19 protein-coding genes, 1 pseudogene and 1 other annotated feature are annotated in these 20,031 nt (G+C 48.4%); all 20 genes and pseudogenes read left to right on the plus strand.

What is annotated here, in order from left to right; all coding sequences use genetic code 11:
* Positions 1 to 42 precede the first annotated feature (42 nt).
* Positions 43 to 1,506, plus strand: a complete 1,464-nt coding sequence (gene gltX, locus JCM10914_RS22130) for a glutamate--tRNA ligase (RefSeq protein WP_023964874.1) — start codon at positions 43 to 45, stop codon at positions 1,504 to 1,506.
* A 111-nt stretch (positions 1,507 to 1,617) separates the two neighbouring features.
* Positions 1,618 to 1,887, plus strand: coding sequence for a hypothetical protein (locus tag JCM10914_RS22135; RefSeq protein ID WP_023964876.1), 270 nt, complete (start codon positions 1,618 to 1,620; stop codon positions 1,885 to 1,887).
* A 262-nt stretch (positions 1,888 to 2,149) separates the two neighbouring features.
* The gene (gene cysE / locus JCM10914_RS22140; RefSeq protein ID WP_023964878.1) at positions 2,150 to 2,839 is read left to right on the plus strand and encodes a serine O-acetyltransferase; all 690 of its coding nucleotides are present in this window, start codon (positions 2,150 to 2,152) and stop codon (positions 2,837 to 2,839) included.
* Positions 2,840 to 2,872: 33 nt separating this feature from the next.
* Positions 2,873 to 4,279 carry a cysteine--tRNA ligase gene (gene cysS / locus JCM10914_RS22145; protein ID WP_023964880.1) on the plus strand — a complete coding sequence of 469 codons (1,407 nt, stop codon included), beginning with the start codon at positions 2,873 to 2,875 and terminating at the stop codon, positions 4,277 to 4,279.
* The gene (locus JCM10914_RS22150; RefSeq protein WP_023964881.1) at positions 4,276 to 4,719 is read left to right on the plus strand and encodes a Mini-ribonuclease 3; all 444 of its coding nucleotides are present in this window, start codon (positions 4,276 to 4,278) and stop codon (positions 4,717 to 4,719) included. The genes cysS and JCM10914_RS22150 overlap by 4 nt, the downstream gene beginning before the upstream one ends.
* A gap of 70 nt (positions 4,720 to 4,789) precedes the next feature.
* Entirely contained in the window at positions 4,790 to 5,539 is a 750-nt protein-coding gene (rlmB, locus tag JCM10914_RS22155; protein ID WP_023964883.1) for a 23S rRNA (guanosine(2251)-2'-O)-methyltransferase RlmB, read from the plus strand.
* Positions 5,540 to 5,544: 5 nt separating this feature from the next.
* Positions 5,545 to 6,063, plus strand: coding sequence for an NYN domain-containing protein (locus JCM10914_RS22160; RefSeq protein WP_023964885.1), 519 nt, complete (start codon positions 5,545 to 5,547; stop codon positions 6,061 to 6,063).
* Between the two features lie 193 nt (positions 6,064 to 6,256).
* Complete coding sequence (sigH, locus tag JCM10914_RS22165) at positions 6,257 to 6,901, plus strand: RNA polymerase sporulation sigma factor SigH (RefSeq protein WP_006212942.1); 645 nt, start codon at positions 6,257 to 6,259, stop codon at positions 6,899 to 6,901.
* A gap of 405 nt (positions 6,902 to 7,306) precedes the next feature.
* Positions 7,307 to 7,456 carry a 50S ribosomal protein L33 gene (rpmG, locus tag JCM10914_RS28590; protein WP_006212941.1) on the plus strand — a complete coding sequence of 50 codons (150 nt, stop codon included), beginning with the start codon at positions 7,307 to 7,309 and terminating at the stop codon, positions 7,454 to 7,456.
* A gap of 23 nt (positions 7,457 to 7,479) precedes the next feature.
* The gene (gene secE, locus JCM10914_RS22170; RefSeq protein WP_023964887.1) at positions 7,480 to 7,671 is read left to right on the plus strand and encodes a preprotein translocase subunit SecE; all 192 of its coding nucleotides are present in this window, start codon (positions 7,480 to 7,482) and stop codon (positions 7,669 to 7,671) included.
* Between the two features lie 21 nt (positions 7,672 to 7,692).
* Positions 7,693 to 8,226 carry a transcription termination/antitermination protein NusG gene (gene nusG / locus JCM10914_RS22175; RefSeq protein WP_006212939.1) on the plus strand — a complete coding sequence of 178 codons (534 nt, stop codon included), beginning with the start codon at positions 7,693 to 7,695 and terminating at the stop codon, positions 8,224 to 8,226.
* Positions 8,227 to 8,299: 73 nt separating this feature from the next.
* Positions 8,300 to 8,725 (plus strand): 50S ribosomal protein L11, encoded by a 426-nt coding sequence (gene rplK, locus JCM10914_RS22180; protein WP_006212938.1) that lies wholly within the window; start codon positions 8,300 to 8,302, stop codon positions 8,723 to 8,725.
* Between the two features lie 81 nt (positions 8,726 to 8,806).
* Positions 8,807 to 9,499, plus strand: coding sequence for a 50S ribosomal protein L1 (gene rplA, locus JCM10914_RS22185; protein WP_023964889.1), 693 nt, complete (start codon positions 8,807 to 8,809; stop codon positions 9,497 to 9,499).
* Positions 9,500 to 9,569: 70 nt separating this feature from the next.
* Positions 9,570 to 9,727: a sequence feature (ribosomal protein L10 leader region), on the plus strand.
* 57 nt (positions 9,728 to 9,784) lie between these two features.
* Complete coding sequence (gene rplJ / locus JCM10914_RS22190) at positions 9,785 to 10,288, plus strand: 50S ribosomal protein L10 (RefSeq protein WP_023964891.1); 504 nt, start codon at positions 9,785 to 9,787, stop codon at positions 10,286 to 10,288.
* 69 nt (positions 10,289 to 10,357) lie between these two features.
* On the plus strand, positions 10,358 to 10,720 hold the full coding sequence (gene rplL, locus JCM10914_RS22195; RefSeq protein WP_023964893.1) for a 50S ribosomal protein L7/L12: 363 nt from the start codon (positions 10,358 to 10,360) through the stop codon (positions 10,718 to 10,720).
* 85 nt (positions 10,721 to 10,805) lie between these two features.
* Complete coding sequence (locus JCM10914_RS22200; RefSeq protein ID WP_023964895.1) at positions 10,806 to 11,417, plus strand: class I SAM-dependent methyltransferase; 612 nt, start codon at positions 10,806 to 10,808, stop codon at positions 11,415 to 11,417.
* A gap of 341 nt (positions 11,418 to 11,758) precedes the next feature.
* Positions 11,759 to 15,304: a DNA-directed RNA polymerase subunit beta gene (rpoB, locus tag JCM10914_RS22205; RefSeq protein WP_023964897.1), complete on the plus strand. Its 3,546-nt coding sequence runs from the start codon at positions 11,759 to 11,761 to the stop codon at positions 15,302 to 15,304.
* Between the two features lie 94 nt (positions 15,305 to 15,398).
* Positions 15,399 to 19,012, plus strand: a pseudogene (rpoC, locus tag JCM10914_RS22210) (DNA-directed RNA polymerase subunit beta').
* A 170-nt stretch (positions 19,013 to 19,182) separates the two neighbouring features.
* Positions 19,183 to 19,434 carry a ribosomal L7Ae/L30e/S12e/Gadd45 family protein gene (locus tag JCM10914_RS22215; RefSeq protein WP_023964903.1) on the plus strand — a complete coding sequence of 84 codons (252 nt, stop codon included), beginning with the start codon at positions 19,183 to 19,185 and terminating at the stop codon, positions 19,432 to 19,434.
* Between the two features lie 139 nt (positions 19,435 to 19,573).
* Positions 19,574 to 19,993 (plus strand): 30S ribosomal protein S12, encoded by a 420-nt coding sequence (rpsL, locus tag JCM10914_RS22220; protein WP_006212930.1) that lies wholly within the window; start codon positions 19,574 to 19,576, stop codon positions 19,991 to 19,993.
* Positions 19,994 to 20,031: the final 38 nt, after the last annotated feature.

Genomic DNA, 20,031 nt, shown 5'->3' on the forward strand with positions numbered 1-20,031 from the left:
GTGATGAAATCTTTGTCTATATAAGAAGCGGAGGAGTTATACATGACCGAAGAAATCCGCGTGCGTTATGCACCGAGCCCAACGGGACATTTACATATCGGCAATGCAAGAACGGCTTTATTCAATTATTTATTCGCGCGCAAGAACAACGGGAAGTTCATTATTCGTATCGAAGATACGGATGTGAAGCGTAACGTGGAAGGCGGAGAAGCCAGTCAGCTCAAATACTTGAAGTGGCTCGGCATGGATTGGGATGAGAGTGTTGATGTTGGTGGGGAGTATGGACCTTATCGCCAGACCGAACGGCTCGATATTTATAAAGAATATTGGCAGGATTTGCTCGATCGCGGACTCGCATACCGCTGTTATTGCACGGAAGAAGAGCTGGAGCAGGAGCGGGAAGAGCAGATGGCCCGCGGTGAAACACCACGCTACTCCGGGAAGCACCGTGACCTGACTGAGGAACAACGCGGCGCGCTTGAGGCTGAGGGGCGTGTAGCAAGCATCCGATTTAGAGTTCCGGCGGAGCGTGAGTATACGTTCGATGACATCGTGAAAGGCAGCATCTCGTTCAATAGCAAAGAGACCGGGGACTTCGTTATTGTCAAGAAAGACGGCATTCCAACCTACAACTTCGCCGTGGCGGTGGATGATTATCGAATGAAGATCAGTCACGTGCTGAGAGGCGAAGATCATATCTCCAATACGCCGCGTCAGCTTATGATCTATGAAGCGTTTGGGTGGGAGTCGCCGCAGTTTGGCCATATGACCTTGATCGTTGGCGAGGACCACAAGAAGCTGAGCAAGCGGAATGAATCCATCATTCAGTTCATCGAGCAGTACGATCAGCTCGGATATTTGCCGGAGGCACTGTTTAACTTTATTTCGTTGCTCGGCTGGTCGCCCGAAGGGGAAGAGGAAGTCTTCTCGCAGGAGCAGCTCATCTCGATCTTCGATGAGAAGCGCCTGTCGAAGAGCCCGGCCGTATTTGATACGAATAAGCTGGCTCACCTGAACAATACCTATATCAAGAGTGCCGATTCGGATCGAATCGCGAATCTGGCTATCCCACATCTGCAGAAGGCAACCCGCTTGCCACAGGAGCTGAGCGCAGAGCAGGAAGAATGGGCGCGTGCACTCGTTGCGCTTTACCAGGAACAGATGACCGCCGTATCAGATATTGTAGAGCTGTCAGACGTATTCTTCCGAACGCATCTGGAACTGGATGAAGAGGGTATTGAGGTGATGAGCGGCGAGCAGGTACCTGTCGTATTGTCCGCATTCCTGGAGAAGATTGAGCAGTCCGAGGCGTTTAATGCACAGCAGATTGCCGTATTAATTAAGGAAGTGCAGAAAGAGACGGGTTCGAAGGGCAAGGGGCTGTTCATGCCGATCCGCGTAGCGTTGACCGGACAAACCCATGGCCGTGACCTGAACCAGACGATCTGGCTGCTGGGTAAGGATCGCGTGCTGGAGCGCCTGCGTTCTCAGATCAAGGGCGCGTAACCCGAAGATAGAGGGACTGGGGCGATAATCGCTTCTTGTCAGCCTTGTATAACATCAGTTATAATTACACCAAACTATAAGTGAAATATTTTGATATGGGTTTTTGGGATTATGAATAGCGTAGGAGGCGGAATCATTCTGAAGAAGCGTAGCGTTCGCCTTTGTCATCCGATTTCAACCTTATTAATATTGTTAATGAAATCGGATGACAACAGCGATCGTAAGAATGATCCGCAAACGAAGCGCGGCCATAATTCACACAACCCTGTCAACCAATATAAACGTAATAAAAGCTACGATCAGGAGAAGTACGCATTCAACAGGCACGTCCAGAGAGGACAATCGGCAGAAGACAAGGACCACTTGAATCTGCCAGGCTGAGATTTGTCCCGTCGCCTATAGCGGAAATGCACCTGTGAGCTGCATGGTTGAAGCGAACACCATCGTTAGATCATGCCGGTTGTCTGCCGTTAATGACATGAAGAGAATCGGTGTAATCCGTCCCTAACGCAGGGAGGAATCGCGTTAACCGATTCTAAGCAGAGTGGAACCGCGGTCTAACGCCTCTGCAGCGACAAGCTGCAGAGGCGTTTTTTGTATATATTCGGCACGCGCGATAGGAGCAGGAAAAGAGGGAGCGTTCATGTTCAAACAGATGAAATCGGATATTCGCACAGTATTCGAGAATGACCCGGCTGCCCGGGGCATTTTTGAAGTGGTATTCACATATTCGGGACTTCATGCACTGTGGGCACACCGGGTAGCGCACGCTTTATTCAGACGACGATGGTATACCTTGGCCCGGGTAATCTCACAGATCAGCCGTTTTATGACGGGGATCGAAATTCACCCCGGTGCCCGGATCGGGAATAGACTGTTTATTGACCACGGAATGGGTGTCGTGATCGGAGAAACGTGTGAGATCGGCGATGATGTGGTGATTTATCAAGGGGTTACCTTAGGGGGGACCGGCAAGGAGAAGGGGAAGCGACATCCGACCATTGGCAATAATGTCGTCATTGGATCCGGGGCGAAGGTGCTAGGTTCCTTCATGATTGGAGATAACTGTAATATTGGCTCCAATGCGGTCGTACTGCGGCCGGTACCTCAGAACAGTACGGTGGTCGGCAACCCGGGTAAGGTCGTGAAGCAGAATGGAGAGCGGGTGCGTGACCGATTGGATCATACCAACCTGCCTGATCCGATCGTAGATACGCTGCGCTCTATGCAGAAGGAGATCGACCAGTTACGATCCGAGTTGGAGGATGCCAGAAGGGCTAGTGGTCGTACGGCGACCCCTGAGGCTGTGGTGTGCTCGGTGAAAGAAGATTAAATCGGTGGAATGAAAGGATTGAGAGGATACATGATGGGGCTGCAAATTTATAACACGCTAACTCGTTCAAAGGAAATCTTCGTCCCGCAGCAGTCGGGAAAAGTAAAGATCTATGTATGCGGTCCTACCGTGTACGATTACATTCATATTGGGAATGCACGACCTATGATCTTTTTCGATGTGGTGCGCGCTTACTTTGACAATCAGGGTAACGATGTAGATTATGTCGTGAACTTTACCGATGTGGATGACAAAATGATCCGTAAAGCCGAGCAAACCGGCACAACCGTTCCGGAGGTTGCGGATAAATTCATCAACGCCTATTATGAGGATCTGGATGGCCTCGGCATACCGAGAGCGACGTTGAACCCGCGGGTGACGGACAATATGGAGGAGATCATTACCTTCATTCAGGAACTGATCGATCGCGAGTTTGCTTACGAGAATGGCGGGGATGTCTTCTATCGAACCCGCAAATTCGAGGGGTATGGCAAGCTGTCCCAACAGAATCTGGATGAACTGCAATTCGGTATCCGGATCGAAGTGGATAAGCGTAAAGAAAGCCCGGAGGATTTTGTATTATGGAAAGCAGCCAAACCGGGGGAAATTTACTGGAGCAGCCCTTGGGGTGATGGACGTCCAGGCTGGCACATCGAATGCTCGGCGATGGCACGTAAATACCTTGGGGATACACTGGATATTCACGGCGGTGGTCAGGATCTGCAATTCCCGCATCATGAGTGCGAGGTTGCCCAGTCCGAAGCTTTAACTGGCAAGCCATTAGCCAGCTATTGGATGCACAACGGTTATATCCGTATCAATAATGAGAAAATGTCGAAATCACTCGGAAACGGTGTAATGGTCAAAGATTTGCGCCAGCAATTCACCAAAGAAGCGATACGATATTTCATGCTCTCGACCCATTATCGCAACCCGCTTAACTTTAGTGATGAGGTAATGGATCAAGCACAGAACAGCGTGGATCGTCTGAGCAATGCGGCAGCGAACGCGAAGCACCGGTTAGCCGTTGCTATTGGTGAGCCAGGGGATGCGGTGACTACCAATGTCGCTGACAAGATGGCTGCCGCTCTCTCCGAGTTTCATCAGCGAATGCAAGATGACTTTAATACGCCAGATGCGATTACGGCGATGTTCCAATGGGCAACCGAGGCGAATCAGTTGTTGCAAGAAGCGTCGATTTCTGCCGCAGACTTGCATGAGATATTACGCGTTTTTGAAGAGATGAATAGCGTGCTGAGAATTGTCAATACAGGTGCCGATGAGTTGCTGGATGGACAGATCGAAGATCTGATTACCGAACGCATTGAAGCACGAAAGAACAAGAATTGGTCAAGAGCTGATGAGATCCGCGATGTGTTAGCAGCGCAAGGCATCGTGCTTGAGGATACAGCGCAGGGCATGCGCTGGCGGCGAAAATGAGCGGAACCGAGTCCAAGGAACCAGCCATTGGCTGGTTTGATTTCCCGCCGTCGAAGCCCGCTCGCCTGATTCCGCCGATCGTTCTGGCGTATGTAGGAGATGCCATATACGAGGTTGCTGTGCGGCAATTTCTCATCTCACGAGCGAATCTCAGGCCGCATCATTTACATCGGAGTGCAACCAGCTTTGTGTCCGCAAAGGCGCAGAGCCGGATTTTGGCTTTTCTCGAAGTGGAACTGACGGAGGAAGAACGTGATGTCGTTCGTCAAGGGCGTAACGCCAAATCGGGCACGGTTCCCAAGAATGCCGATGTACTCGAATATCGACATGCAACCGCGTTTGAATGCCTAGTCGGATATTTATATTATGCAGGTGAACAGGAACGCCTTCGCGAGCTTATTGGCAAGAGTATTGAGTATATGGAAAGCTCCGTGAAATAGATTAAAGTGATTTGATACAGTCGGCGGGGAATACACCCGGATGTCGGCTCATATGCAGGAGGAGACAGTAATGCAGGAAGAAGAAATTGTCGCAGGTAAGCACTCGGTAACGGAGGCGCTGAAGTCGGGCCGAACGATTAATAAGATCTGGATCGCAGACAATGCGCAAAAGCATTTAACCTTGCCCATTATGGCCGAGGCTAAGAAGCTTGGCATCGTTATACAGCATGTCGATAAGCGTAAGCTTGACCAGCTGGCTCCAGGCGTACAACATCAAGGTGTGGTTGCCCAGACCGCACCGTATGCTTATGTGGAGGTAGACGACATTCTGAGAGCAGCAGAGGACAAAGGCGAGCCGCCGTTCCTGCTGCTGCTGGATGAAATCGAAGATCCCCATAACCTGGGGTCCATTCTGCGGACGGCCGATTGCACGGGGGCACATGGCGTCGTGTTGCCTAAACGAAGATCAGCTCAGGTCACAACGACGGTATCCAAAACTTCTGCCGGGGCGGTGGAGTATGTCCCTGTAGCAAGAGTGACGAACCTCGGTCAGACGATTGATCAACTGAAGGAGCGCGGTGTGTGGGTGGTAGGTACGATCGTGGATGCCGAGCAAGAACTTTATGATACGAACGTGTTCGAGGGTCCGGTCGCGATCGTTATCGGTAATGAAAATAAGGGAATGGGGCGTTTGATTCGCGAAAAATGTGACGTGCTGGTTACGCTGCCAATGGCCGGTCAGATTAATTCGCTGAACGCTTCGGTTGCCGCTGGTGTTGTCATGTACGAAGTGCTTCGCCGTCGCCGCCTTAAGGGTTAACCGTAATGGCCGATTGGCGGGACGTGCTGCTGGTCGACGGATATAACATGATCGGTGGCTGGCCTCATCTTGCAAAGCTCGCGAATAGCAGCATGGAGGAGGCTCGGGATGTATTACTTGGGAAATTGGCGGATTACCAGGCCTTTTCAGGTCTTCGGGTGGTAGCGATTTTTGACGCCTACCGGGTGCCGGGTCTGGGGAAGTCCTACACGCAGGGCAAGGTCCAAATTTACTTTACGAAAGAGAAGGAAACCGCTGACGAATGCATTGAACGTCTGGTCGGAGAGTTCAGTCACCGCCGTCGCAAAATCTACGTGGCGACCAGCGACCTGATTGAACAGCATGTGATATTCGCCCGGGGGGCGCTCAGGCTCTCGGCTAGGGAACTGCTGATTGAAGTGGAGCAGAGCGAGCGGGAAGTGCAGCAGCAGATTACGAAGGAACAGAGCAAAGGACGCAATACGCTTGACGACAAACTTTCCCCCGATGTCAGGAAGATGTTTGAACAGTGGCGAAGGGAGTAGAGCATGTCAGCAGAATCAAGCAACCCTTTCTAGTAAAAGCAGACATGATTCTATGAAGATACTTTACATTAAATGTTAATATCGGTCTATTTTAGGCAGATCGTGGTTGACGGTCTAATAGACATCATATATACTTGTCATATATTTCAAGCGAGTGACGGGCTACCGTGCGTTCCGGGCCGGAGGGATTCTATTGAGTGTGGACCTCAAGGAAGTCATGTTGTCAGGGTATGATGTGATAAGCGATGAAGACATTGTCGAGGCGGTCCGTGAGGGTGACAGCGGAGCGCTGGAGTATTTGATCAATAAGTACCGGAACTTTGTACGTGCTAAAGCTCGTTCCTATTTCCTGATTGGCGCTGACCGCGAGGACATCGTTCAAGAAGGAATGATCGGGTTGTACAAGGCCATTCGTGATTTTAAAGGGGATAAGCTGTCATCGTTCAAGGCTTTTGCCGAGCTGTGCATTACTAGGCAGATTATAACGGCAATCAAGACTGCGACGAGACAGAAGCATATTCCACTCAATTCGTATGTCTCACTGGACAAGCCTATTTATGATGAAGATTCGGATCGGACGCTGCTGGATGTCATATGCGGTACGGCCGTTAGTGATCCGGAAGAACTTATTATTAATCAAGAGGAATTTGTCGGCCTGGAAGACAAAATGTCCGAGATTCTTAGCGATCTGGAACGAAAGGTTCTGATGCTATATCTGGATGGACGATCCTATCAGGAAATTGCGGTAGATTTAAGGCGTCATGTTAAGTCCATCGATAATGCCCTTCAGCGTGTGAAGCGTAAGCTTGAACGCTATCTGGAGGTCAGGGATAATTAAGAGGATGTACGGTAAATCGAAGGGAAGGCTCAAGCAGAGCCTTTTTTTTAATTTCTGAAGCGAGCTGAAATAGGAAGTAAGGTAAATGCTGCCACAGTCGAGTGTTTTAGTTACGGAAAGATTGAACATACTGGTAGAGATGGATGTTATTCAGGGTGCAGATGGCATTTATTGCAGCCCGCAATCAGAGAGAAAAAGGCTTGAAATGGCGCTATCCTTGTGATAAAGTGTTTTAGGTAGGCCTAAATTCGCGTGTTTTATGAATTGATCGTTGTTACAGCTCTTGGAACAACGGTTTTATTCATCTCGCAGGAATAACCGGTTATCATGAGAACAAGGTTATTTCTACTAGGATCAATAACGGGTTCTTCTGATCAAGAAGGACGTCTTCGGGAGGTGCACATCATGCGGGTAATTATCACTTTGGCTTGTACAAGCTGCAAACAAAGAAACTACACAACAACCAAAAACAAGCGAAATCACCCCGACCGCATGGAGATGAAGAAATTTTGCAAGTTCTGTAACGAGCAAACTCCTCATCGCGAAACCAGATAGTTTTCTTTGGAGGTGTAGTCGGCGTGAAACGTGGTTTCAAGTCTCTGTTTTCCTTTTTCTCTGAAAGCTGGGCGGAACTTAAAAAAGTTCGCTGGCCTAATCGTAAAGAACTGACGAACTATACGTTGATTGTTCTCGGCACGGTAGTATTTGTCACGATTTATTTTTGGGTTGTAGACATCGGCATTTCCGCTGTGATCGAAGCGATAATTTAGAAGGGTCCCAGGTGGCTTGATATGGAAAAAAGATGGTACGTAGTTCATACCTATTCAGGGTATGAGAATAAAGTCAAAGCCAATTTGGAAAAACGTGTCGAGTCCATGGGCATGGAGGACAAAATATTCCGCGTTCTTGTTCCGATGGAAGAAGAAATCGTAAACAAAGACGGTAAGAAAAAGACCGTCATGCGTAAAGTTTACCCGGGATATGTCTTGGTCGAAATGATTCAGACCGATGATTCTTGGTATGTTGTCCGCAATACACCAGGGGTAACCGGTTTTGTTGGTTCGACGGGTTCTGGTTCTAAACCGACGCCTTTGCTTCCAGAAGAAGTAGAACAGATTCTGAAGCATATGGGCATGGAAGAACCAAAACCGAAGATCGAATTCGACATCAAGGAATCTGTTCGGATCAAGGTGGGTCCTTTTGCGAATTTTGTGGGCTCCGTGGAAGAGATTTTGGCTGAAAAGAGCAAGTTGAAAGTACACGTCAACATGTTTGGACGGGAAACCCCACTCGAATTGGATTATACTCAAGTGGAGAAGATTTAGATCTTCAGGTTTCTGTGGGAGGGCGTTCCCAAGCAGCGTCCGCTACCACTATTGATGCAAGGAGGTGTCAACCATGGCTAAAAAAGTAATTAAGATTGTGAAACTGCAAATTCCTGCAGGTAAAGCGAATCCGGCTCCTCCAGTAGGTCCAGCATTGGGTCAAGCGGGTGTCAACATCATGGCATTCTGTAAAGAATTCAACGCTCGTACTGCTGATCAAGCTGGTCTGATCATCCCGGTTGAAATTTCGGTGTTTGAAGATCGTTCCTTTACATTCATCACCAAAACTCCACCGGCTGCTGTTCTGCTTCGTGTGGCTGCTAAGATCGAAAAAGGATCCGGCGAGCCTAACAAGAAGAAAGTTGCAACCGTTAAGCGTGACGCTGTGCGTCAAATCGCTGAGCAAAAAATGCCTGACCTGAACGCTGCATCTGTTGAAGCTGCAATGAAGATGGTAGAAGGTACTGCCCGTAGTATGGGTATCACGATCGAAGACTAATCGTCTATCGATTCTGACCGGATGGGATCCGGATTATGTGGGAGGAAATTCCGCTAATACCACAAAGGAGGAAGAACTAACATGGCTAAACACGGTAAGAAATATGTTGAAGCTGCCAAGTTGATTGACAGCGAAGCAACTTATGAGCCTATGGAAGCTGTAGAGCTCGTGAAAAAAGCGGCAACTGCAAAATTCGACGAAACGGTTGAAGCGGCTGTTCGTTTGGGTGTAGACCCTCGTAAACAAGACCAGGCTGTTCGTGGTGTTGTTGTCTTGCCTCACGGCACAGGTAAAACACAACGCGTTCTGGTATTTGCAAAAGGTGAAAAAGCGAAGGAAGCGGAAGCGGCTGGCGCTGATTTTGTTGGCGATCAGGATATGATCAACAAAATCCAACAAGGCTGGTTCGAATTCGACGTCTGCGTAGCTACACCTGATATGATGAGTGAAGTCGGTAAACTTGGCCGTCTGCTCGGTGGTAAAGGCTTGATGCCTAACCCTAAAGCCGGTACGGTTACATTCGATGTTTCCAAAGCTGTTCAAGAAATCAAAGCTGGTAAAATCGAATACCGTCTGGATAAAGCAGGTCAAATTCACGCGCCAATCGGCAAAGTGTCTTTCGATGCAGGACAACTGAATGAGAACCTCAAAGCTCTCATCGATGCATTGAATCGTGCGAAGCCAGCTGCTGCTAAAGGTGTATACCTGAAGGGCATCGCTGTTTCCTCGACAATGGGACCTAGCGCTCGCGTGAACACAGCAACTTACAAATAATAATTGCCATTGACTTTTGGTCCAGGCATTTGATATTATGTAACAGTTGTGAGTCTTCGAGACTGACCGTTAAAGTTGAATATGCTTACCGTAGACAGTAGGTGCCCTAAGCAGGCTTAATTTCCTACCGAGGTGTTATGATAGAACGTCAACAGTTGATCCGGTTACACCGGTCAAATGATGATTCATCAGGCCTTCGTAATTCTACGGAGCTTTTTTAGTGCCCGTAGGAAGAGTGGGGGGCGATTGCCTTACCGCTACTAATACAACCAGGAGGTGTAATCATTGGCTAACGCAAAAGTGATCCAAGCGAAACAGGATGCGGTTGACGTTGTTGCTGCTAAGTTGCGCGAGAGCGTATCGACCGTAGTGGCTGACTATCGTGGACTGAACGTTTCACAAGTAACCGAACTTCGTAAGCAGCTTCGTGAAGCTGGCGTCGAGTTCCAAGTATTGAAGAACACTTTGCTTCGTCGTGCGACTGCAGCAGCAGAGCTGACTGAACTTGACGAAGTATTGACAGGTCCTACAGCTGTTGCATTTAGTGCCGATGACGCTGTCGCTCCAGCAAAAATCCTCAACGATTTTGCGAAAAAGAACGACGCGTTGAAGTTGAAAGGTGCAGTAGTAGAAGGCCGTGTAATTGGAGAAAGCGAAATCAAAGCTCTGGCAGAACTTCCATCCCGCGAAGGTCTCCTCTCCATGCTCCTCAGCGTGCTTCAAGCTCCAGTGCGCAACTTCGCGCTTGCAGTTAAAGCTGTTGCTGAGAAGGAAGACCAAAGCGCGTAAGCTTTGTCTTTCAAGAGCAGTGTAACAACAACTATCAAATTTTAATTATAAATGGAGGTTCGACTTAACATGAGCAAAGAGCAAATCTTGGAAGCAATTAAAGGTATGAATGTTCTGGAACTGAACGATCTGGTAAAAGCAATCGAAGAGGAATTCGGTGTTACTGCAGCAGCTCCTGTAGCTGTAGCTGGTGGCGGCGCTGCAGCTGAAGCTGCTGAGCAATCCGAGTTTGACGTAATCCTGACTGGTGCAGGCGCGTCCAAAATCAACGTAATTAAAGTGGTTCGCGAAATCACAGGTCTTGGCTTGAAAGAAGCAAAAGAACTGGTTGACAACGCTCCAAAACCATTGAAAGAAAAAGTAGCTAAAGAAGAAGCAGAAGCTGTTAAAGCGAAATTGGAAGAAGCAGGCGCATCCGTAGAAGTGAAGTAATAACTTCGAATATCGTCAGCAAGACAAACCCCTTGAATATTATGTTCAAGGGGTTTGTTATTGTGACGGGCAACAGGAGGATATGATGTCAAATCAACATTATTATTCGAATCAGCCCCAGACAGCCCATGACCGTAAAGAGCTTACGGCCTTGCTTCGGGGACAGAAGTTTACCTTTGTCAGTGATGCTGGCGTATTCTCTAAAAGTGGTTTGGATTACGGGAGTAAGGTTCTAATAGAGGCAATGGACATTCAGCAGCAGGCAAAAGTGCTCGATGTTGGATGCGGGTATGGTCCGATCGGGTTGTCGGCGGCAAAGCTTGCAGAACATGGACATGTCACGATGGTCGACATTAACAGCCGGGCTGTCGAATTAGCGAAAGAGAATGCGAAACGTAACGGAATAGTCAATGTTACGATTCTAGTTAGTGATCTGCTCGCAGAAGTGGCTGATCAGCAATTCGATGTCGTATTAACCAATCCACCGATACGTGCCGGCAAAGAGACGGTGCATGCTATATTCGAACAAGCATTTAGCAGTCTTCGAGATGGGGGCGAGTTGTGGATCGTTATTCAGAAGAAACAAGGTGCGCCATCGGCAAGAACCAAGCTGGAGGAATTGTTCGGGAACGTGGAAGAAGTTACGAAAGACAAGGGCTATCGAATTTATAAGGCAACCAAGAGATTGCAAGATTAAATCAACTAGGCTATTGACTTGGGTTTTCTGGTGTGGTATTATTATAAAATGTCAGTATTAGGATGGTCTCTTTGTCTTTAGTTGGCTGAAATGTCAAGACTTAATGTGTGGAAAGATGCATAAAGTCCGTCATATTGACGTATAATATGTACATTTTGGGCAAGTCTACAGGATATGAGATGATTATCATAACCATGGATAAGCTGCTCTTTTTTCGAAAAAGTATTCGATAAGGGCTTTTCTCTATTTATGGAGTGTCCTCTGTAAGTACCATTATAGTGTTACAAACAGAGGTTCGCAACGAATTTTTAAAGTGAGTAGACATGAGGGGTGAGTTTAAGTTGGCAGGACATCTTGTTCAATATGGTCGACGCACTCGGCGAAGTTATGCTCGTATCAACGAGGTACTCGAAGTTCCAAACCTGATTGAGATTCAACAAAAATCTTATGACTGGTTCCTGGAGGAAGGTCTCCGCGAAATGTTCCAGGATATCTCGCCGATTCAAGACTTCACAGGTAATTTGGTGCTAGAGTTCATTGACTACAGCCTTGGAGAACCGAAATACACCGTCGATGACGCGAAAGAACGCGACGTTACTTATGCGGCGCCGCTCCGCGTGAAAGTCCGGCTCATTAACAAAGAGACGGGAGAGGTCAAGGAGCAGGAAGTGTTCATGGGAGACTTCCCGTTAATGACGGAAACCGGAACATTCATTATCAATGGTGCCGAACGGGTTATTGTCAGCCAGTTGGTTCGCTCTCCCAGCGTCTATTTTAGCACGAAAGTGGACAAAAACGGTAAAACGACCTACACAGCAACCGTGATCCCGAATCGAGGCGCTTGGCTGGAATTGGAGATGGACGCGAAGGACATTATCTATGTCCGGATCGACCGTACCCGTAAGATCCCTGTAACGGTGCTCTTGCGTGCACTTGGTTTTGGTACAGATGCCGAGATCCTGGAATTGCTGGGTAATGATGAATATATTCAGAACACGCTTGATAAAGACAATACGGACTCTACGGAGAAAGCGCTCATTGAAATCTATGAACGTCTTCGTCCAGGTGAGCCGCCTACACTAGATAACGCGAAGAGCTTGCTCGTGGCGCGTTTCTTTGACCCTAAACGTTATGATCTGGCCAATGTAGGCCGTTATAAAATCAATAAAAAGCTTCATATTAAAAACCGTCTTTTCAATCAGCGCCTTGCTGAGAGTCTGATTGATGTCGATACGGGTGAAATTATTGCTGAAGCTGGCCAGACTGTGGATCGTCGTCTATTGGACGAGATTATGCCCCAGTTGGAGAAGAGCGTAGGCTTTAAGAACTATCATGTTACTGGTGGTGTCATGGATAGTGAAGATATTCCACTCCAGACAATCGATATTTTCTCTCCAATCGAGGATGGAAAAGTCGTTAAAGTGATCGCTAACGCGAACATCGATAAATCCGTTAAGCATATTACGCAGGCGGATATTATCTCTTCCATCAGCTATTTCATTAATCTGCTGCATGGCATTGGCAATACCGATGATATCGATCACTTGGGTAACCGTCGTCTGCGTTCTGTAGGTGAATTGCTGCAGAATCAGTTCCGTATCGGTCTGTCGCGTATGGAACGCGTGGTGCGCGAAAGAATGTCGATTCAGGATGCCAATGTAATCACGCCGCAGGCATTGATCAACATACGCCCCGTTATCGCATCGATCAAGGAGTTCTTCGGAAGCTCGCAGTTGTCTCAGTTTATGGATCAAACGAACCCGCTTGCGGAACTTACCCATAAACGTCGTTTATCCGCTCTTGGACCTGGTGGTCTGACACGTGAGCGCGCAGGCTTTGAAGTCCGTGACGTTCACCACAGTCACTATGGTCGTATGTGTCCGATCGAGACACCAGAGGGACCGAACATCGGTCTGATCAACTCCTTGTCTACCTTTGCCCGCATTAACGAATATGGCTTCATCGAAGCTCCGTATCGTTGGGTGGATCCGAAGACGGGCCAAGTTACCGAACAGATCGATTACCTTACAGCAGATGAGGAAGACAACTACATTGTCGCTCAGGCGAATGCCGAGTTGAATGAAGATGGGACCTTTACTGATGAAATGGTTATCGTCCGCTATAATAAGCAATCGGATAATATCCTGCCGATGCCAAGCGACCGTGTAGACTACATGGACGTCTCGCCGAAGCAGGTAGTATCTGTAGCTACAGCGCTGATTCCGTTCTTGGAGAATGATGACTCCAACCGCGCACTGATGGGATCCAACATGCAGCGGCAGGCGGTTCCGCTTCTTATTCCGAAAGCTCCGCTTGTCGGAACCGGAATGGAGCATAAGTCTGCAAAAGACTCCGGTGTATGTATTGTATCCAAATATGACGGGATTATTGAACGTTCGTCAGCGAATGAGATTTGGCTTCGTCGTGTGGAAATCGTCGACGGACAAGAAGTCAAAGGTGACATCGTTAAATATAAGTTACACAAATTTATGCGTTCGAACCAAGGAACATGCATCAATCAGCGCCCAATCATTAAACGTGGAGATGTCATCAAGAAAGGCGACATTCTCGCAGACGGTCCATCCACCGAGATGGGTGAATTGGCACTGGGTCGCAACGTAGTCGTTGCGTTCATGACTTGGGAAGGTTACAACTATGAGGATGCGATTCTGCTCTCCGAGAAACTGGTAAAAGAAGATGTTTATACTTCGATCCATATTGAGGAGTACGAATCCGAGGCTCGCGACACGAAGCTTGGACCTGAGGAGATCACGCGTGATATTCCGAACGTCGGGGAAGAGGCGCTCAAGAATCTTGACGAGCGCGGTATTATCCGAATCGGTGCCGAGATCAGCGCTGGCGATATTCTCGTTGGTAAAGTAACGCCGAAGGGCGTGACCGAACTGACGGCAGAAGAGCGACTCTTGCATGCGATCTTCGGGGAGAAGGCTCGCGAAGTGCGTGACACCTCGCTGCGTGTTCCTCACGGTAGTGACGGTATCATCGTCGATGTGAAGGTGTTTACACGTGAGAACGGTGACGAATTGCCACCGGGCGTTAACCAATTGGTTCGTGTCTACATCGCACAGAAACGTAAAATCTCTGAAGGTGACAAAATGGCCGGGCGTCACGGTAACAAAGGTGTCGTTGCCCGTATTTTGCCTGAAGAAGATATGCCGTTCCTGCCAGATGGCACGCCGGTTCAAGTCGTATTGAACCCGCTGGGGGTTCCTTCACGGATGAACATCGGACAGGTGCTTGAGGTTCACTTGGGTATGGCTGCGCTGCAGCTCGGTATTCACGTGGCTTCACCGGTATTTGACGGTGCCAGCGAGTATGACGTGTTCGATACGATGGAAGAAGCAGGCATGCAGCGTAACGGTAAGACCGTGTTGTATGACGGACGGACAGGTGAGCGTTTCGAACGTGAAGTTACGGTCGGCGTCATGCATATGATCAAGCTTGCGCACATGGTTGATGACAAAATCCATGCTCGTTCTACGGGACCATACTCCCTCGTTACGCAACAGCCGCTGGGTGGTAAAGCTCAGTTTGGTGGACAGCGTTTCGGAGAGATGGAAGTATGGGCGCTAGAAGCTTATGGTGCCGCCTATACCCTGCAAGAAATTCTTACCGTTAAGTCTGATGACGTGGTTGGTCGGGTTAAGACCTACGAATCCATCGTTAAAGGCGAGAATGTTCCGGAACCAGGCGTTCCTGAATCGTTCAAGGTATTGATTAAAGAGCTTCAGTCTCTCGGTATGGATGTCAAAATCCTGAGTGAGAACGAAGAGGAGATCGAGATGAAAGAACTCGACGACGAAGAAGATGCTCAAGGTGATAAACTGAGCCTTAACTTGGAAGGCGCTGAAGTCGGAGTGGAATAACGGTCAATCATTCACCTCCGTCGGCTGTAAAGGTCGGCGGTGGTGTTATGGTCGTATAGCACATAAATAGGACTAGGTTGAGGAGGGTTGCTCCTTGTTGGACGTTAACAATTTTGAGTATATGAAGATCGGTCTTGCTTCACCGGAAAAAATTCGCTCTTGGTCTCGTGGAGAAGTGAAAAAGCCGGAAACAATTAACTACCGTACATTGAAGCCGGAGAAGGAAGGTCTGTTCTGTGAGCGGATTTTTGGTCCGCAGAAGGACTGGGAATGTCATTGCGGTAAGTATAAGCGTGTTCGTTATAAAGGGGTAGTCTGCGATCGCTGTGGTGTAGAGGTAACTCGCGCCAAGGTTCGCCGCGAACGCATGGGTCATATTGAACTTGCGGCTCCTGTATCCCATATCTGGTATTTCAAAGGGATTCCAAGCCGGATGGGTTTGGCACTGGATATGTCCCCAAGATCACTGGAAGAAGTTATCTACTTTGCTTCGTATGTTGTTACGGATCCAGGTGAAACACCGCTGGAGAAGAAACAATTGCTATCTGAGAAGGAATACCGCAGTTACCGTGAGAAGTACGGATATGGTTTCCAAGCTGGAATGGGTGCCGAAGCAGTTAAGAAGCTCCTTCAAGATATTGATGTCGAGAAAGAGCTGGAATTCCTGAAGGAAGAACTGCGCACCGCTCAAGGCCAACGCCGTAACCGTGCGATCAAGCGCCTGGAAGTCATTGAGGCGTTCCGTAACTCTGGCAACAACCCAGAGTGGATGGTTATGGAGGTTCTGCCTGTCATCCCGCCTGAACTGCGTCCAATGGTTCAGCTCGATGGTGGCCGTTTCGCGACTTCTGACCTGAACGATCTGTACCGTCGCGTGATTAACCGGAACAACCGTCTGAAAAGACTGCTTGATCTGGGTGCGCCGGATATCATCGTGCAGAACGAGAAGCGTATGCTGCAAGAAGCTGTCGATGCGCTAATTGATAACGGTCGTCGTGGTCGTCCCGTCACGGTCCTGGTAACCGTCCATTGAAATCTCTCAGTCATATGCTGAAAGGTAAACAGGGACGTTTCCGTCAGAACTTGCTCGGTAAACGGGTTGACTATTCCGGTCGTTCCGTTATCGTTGTAGGTCCTTACCTGAAAATGTACCAATGCGGACTGCCTAAGAAAATGGCGCTTGAACTCTTCAAGCCGTTCGTTATGAAAGAATTGGTCAACAAAGGCCTGGCACACAATATCAAGAGTGCGAAACGTAAAGTTGAACGTGTAAGTCCAGAAGTATGGGATGTGCTCGAAGAAGTAATTAAAGAGCATCCGGTTCTTCTGAACCGTGCGCCGACGCTTCACAGACTCGGTATTCAAGCGTTTGAGCCGATTCTGGTAGAAGGTCATGCAATCCGTCTTCACCCGCTCGTATGTACAGCTTACAACGCTGACTTTGACGGAGACCAAATGGCGGTTCACGTTCCTCTGTCTGCTGAAGCTCAAGCTGAAGCACGTCTTCTGATGTTGGCATCAGGTAACATATTGAACCCGAAAGACGGTAAGCCCGTCGTTACGCCATCTCAGGATATGGTACTGGGTTCCTTCTATCTGACGATGGATAACAAGGAAGAGAAAGGTACTGGTATGATTCTGGGCAGCGTGAACGAAGCTGTCTCCGCTTATCAGCGTGAAGCAGCTGGACTGCATGCTCGTGTTGCAATTCCTGTTAAAGCGCTTGGTAAAACCGTATTCTCTGAAGAACAACAGAATGCGATGCTCGTAACGACAATTGGCCGGATTATTTTTAATGAGATTTTTCCTGCCAGCTTCCCTTACATTAACGAAGCGACTCGTACGAACCTATTGCATGGTACACCTGAGAAGTATTTCGTATACGAGAAGGGTGCAGATATTCAGAAAGTCATTCAGGAACTGCCAATCAGCGGTGCTGTTGGTAAGGAATATCTGGGCTCCATTATTGCTCGTTGTTTCGAAACTTATCACACAACCGAAACTTCGGTTATTTTGGATAAAATCAAGCAGCTTGGCTTCACCTATTCGACTCGCGCAGGTGTTACCGTTGCGGTATCTGACGTTATCGTGCCTGACGAGAAGAACGAGATTCTGAAAGAGTCCGACGAGAAAGTTAAAGTGGTAACGAACCAATACCGTCGTGGCTTGATTACGAACGAAGAACGTTATGACCGTGTCATCGATATTTGGTCTAAAACCAAGGACGATATTACGGAAGTGCTCATGAAGTCGATGGATCGCTTTAACTCCATTATGCTCATGGTCGACTCCAAAGCACGGGGTAACAAATCCCAGATCACGCAGCTCGGTGGTATGCGGGGTCTGATGGCGAACCCGTCCGGTCGGATTATCGAGTTGCCAATCAAATCGAACTTCCGTGAAGGTCTGACGGTACTCGAGTACTTCTTGTCCACGCACGGTGCGCGTAAAGGTCTTGCCGATACAGCACTTCGTACGGCTGACTCCGGTTACTTGACCCGCCGTCTTGTTGACGTAGCGCAGGATGTTATCGTTCGGGAAGATGAGTGCAGCACGGATAAAGGCTTTACTGTAAGCCGTATCCAGGATGGTAAGGAAGTTATCGAGGATCTGTATGACCGTATCGAGGGGCGTTATGCATTCGAGACGGTACGTCATCCGGAGACTAAAGAGGTTCTCGTGAACCGTAACGAATTGATCGACTCCGATAAGGCAGAAGAGATTGTGGCTGCCGGTGTTGAGAAACTTCAGATCCGTTCGATTCTGAGCTGCCGTGCACGTTATGGCGTCTGCAAAAAATGTTACGGCCGTAACCTGGCTACTGGTAAGCATGTTGAGATTGGTGAAGCGGTTGGTATTATCGCAGCTCAATCCATCGGTGAACCGGGAACCCAGCTCACGATGCGTACATTCCATACAGGCGGTGTTGCCGGAGACGATATCACACAAGGTCTTCCGCGTATCCAAGAGCTCTTTGAAGCCCGTAACCCTAAAGGTCAAGCGACTATTAGTGAGATCGACGGTGTGGTTAAAGAGATCCGCGAAACGAAAGACCGTCGTGAGATCGAAATACAAGGTGAAGCTGAAACGAAAGTTTACGCTGTTACCTATGGCTCCCGTCTGCGCGTAAGCGAAGGCAAGCATATCGAAGCCGGGGATGAACTGACCGATGGTTCCATTGATCCGAAGGAAATGCTTCGCATCAAAGGTATCCGTGGTGTGCAGAACTACATCCTTCAGGAAGTACAACGTGTATACCGTAACCAAGGTGTAGAAATTAACGATAAGCACGTTGAAGTAATGATCAGACAGATGTTGCGTAAATTCCGTATCGTGGATGCGGGAGATACGAATCTGCTGCCAGGTTCCTTCGTGGATATGCATGAATACGAATCAGCGAACAAAGAAGCGATTCTGTCCGGTAAAGAGCCAGCGGTAGCTAAGCCGGTTCTGCTCGGGATTACGAAAGCATCTCTCGAAACCGATTCGTTCTTGTCAGCAGCCTCTTTCCAGGAGACTACGCGCGTGTTGACCGATGCTGCCATCAAAGGTAAGGTCGATCAACTCCTTGGCCTGAAAGAGAATGTTATCATTGGTAAACTGATCCCTGCGGGAACCGGTATGAACCGTTATCGCAGTGTGAAGTTCGCGGGGCAGAACGATGTGAGTGACGAAAGTCAGGAACTCGAAACGGCATCCGTCGACTAATAGAGAGGCAGGTGATCGGAGTGAAGCGCGGTGTAACCAAGCTGCAATTCACTCCGTCCCTAATTTTCTTTTTTTCTGATTGAATAGCTTGACATGAATTAGGCCAGATGCTAATATAGCAAAGGTGCGTGAATAGTATCTTTGTTCCCTGTTCTTTTGGAGGAATGATCGTGTCTAATGATAAAGGATTACAGGATGCACACATCAAGATTGGCACCAAACAGACGATGAAGGCTGTTGAATCCGGTCAGGCTGCAGAGGTTTATGTAGCTCAGGATTGCGACCCGCGTCTGATTTCGAAGATCGTATCCCAGTGTGATAGAGATGGTGTACATATTAACTATGTGTCTACCATGAAGCAACTTGGTGAAGCATGCGGTATTGAAGTCGGTGCAGCTATGGTAGCTGTCTTGAAATCATGATTGAGAAATCGTTTTTGTTTTGAGAAGGGGACTTCTCTGAGGCAAAAACTTTTCATTTGTCCTTTTATGAACCGCCTGGGTCTGTGGACTTAAAATGGTCGTAATTAGGATTTAGAAATTTGGGAAGGGGGTGGCTAACATGCCAACAATTAACCAACTGGTTCGCAAGGGCCGTCAAGCTAAAGTTTACAAATCGAAATCTCCAGCTCTTCAAAAAGGTTTTAACGCTTTGAAACGTGAGGAGACCGACTTGAGCGCTCCGCAAAAACGCGGTGTATGCACTCGTGTAGGCACAATGACGCCGAAAAAACCGAACTCCGCACTTCGTAAATATGCTCGTGTTCGCTTAACGAACCGCATTGAGGTGACTGCTTACATTCCAGGTATCGGTCATAACTTGCAAGAGCACAGTGTTGTATTGGTTCGCGGTGGACGGGTAAAAGACCTTCCGGGTGTACGTTACCATATCGTTCGCGGCGCACTTGATACCGCTGGTGTAAACAACCGGATGCAAGCTCGTTCCAAATACGGTACGAAACGTCCTAAAGCAAAAAGCTAATTGATGCTCGTGTTCGATTGAACATGGCTCATGACTGA

Origin of the sequence: Paenibacillus sp. JCM 10914, assembly GCF_001315105.1 — a bacterium.
Lineage (GTDB): Bacteria > Bacillota > Bacilli > Paenibacillales > Paenibacillaceae > Paenibacillus_AQ.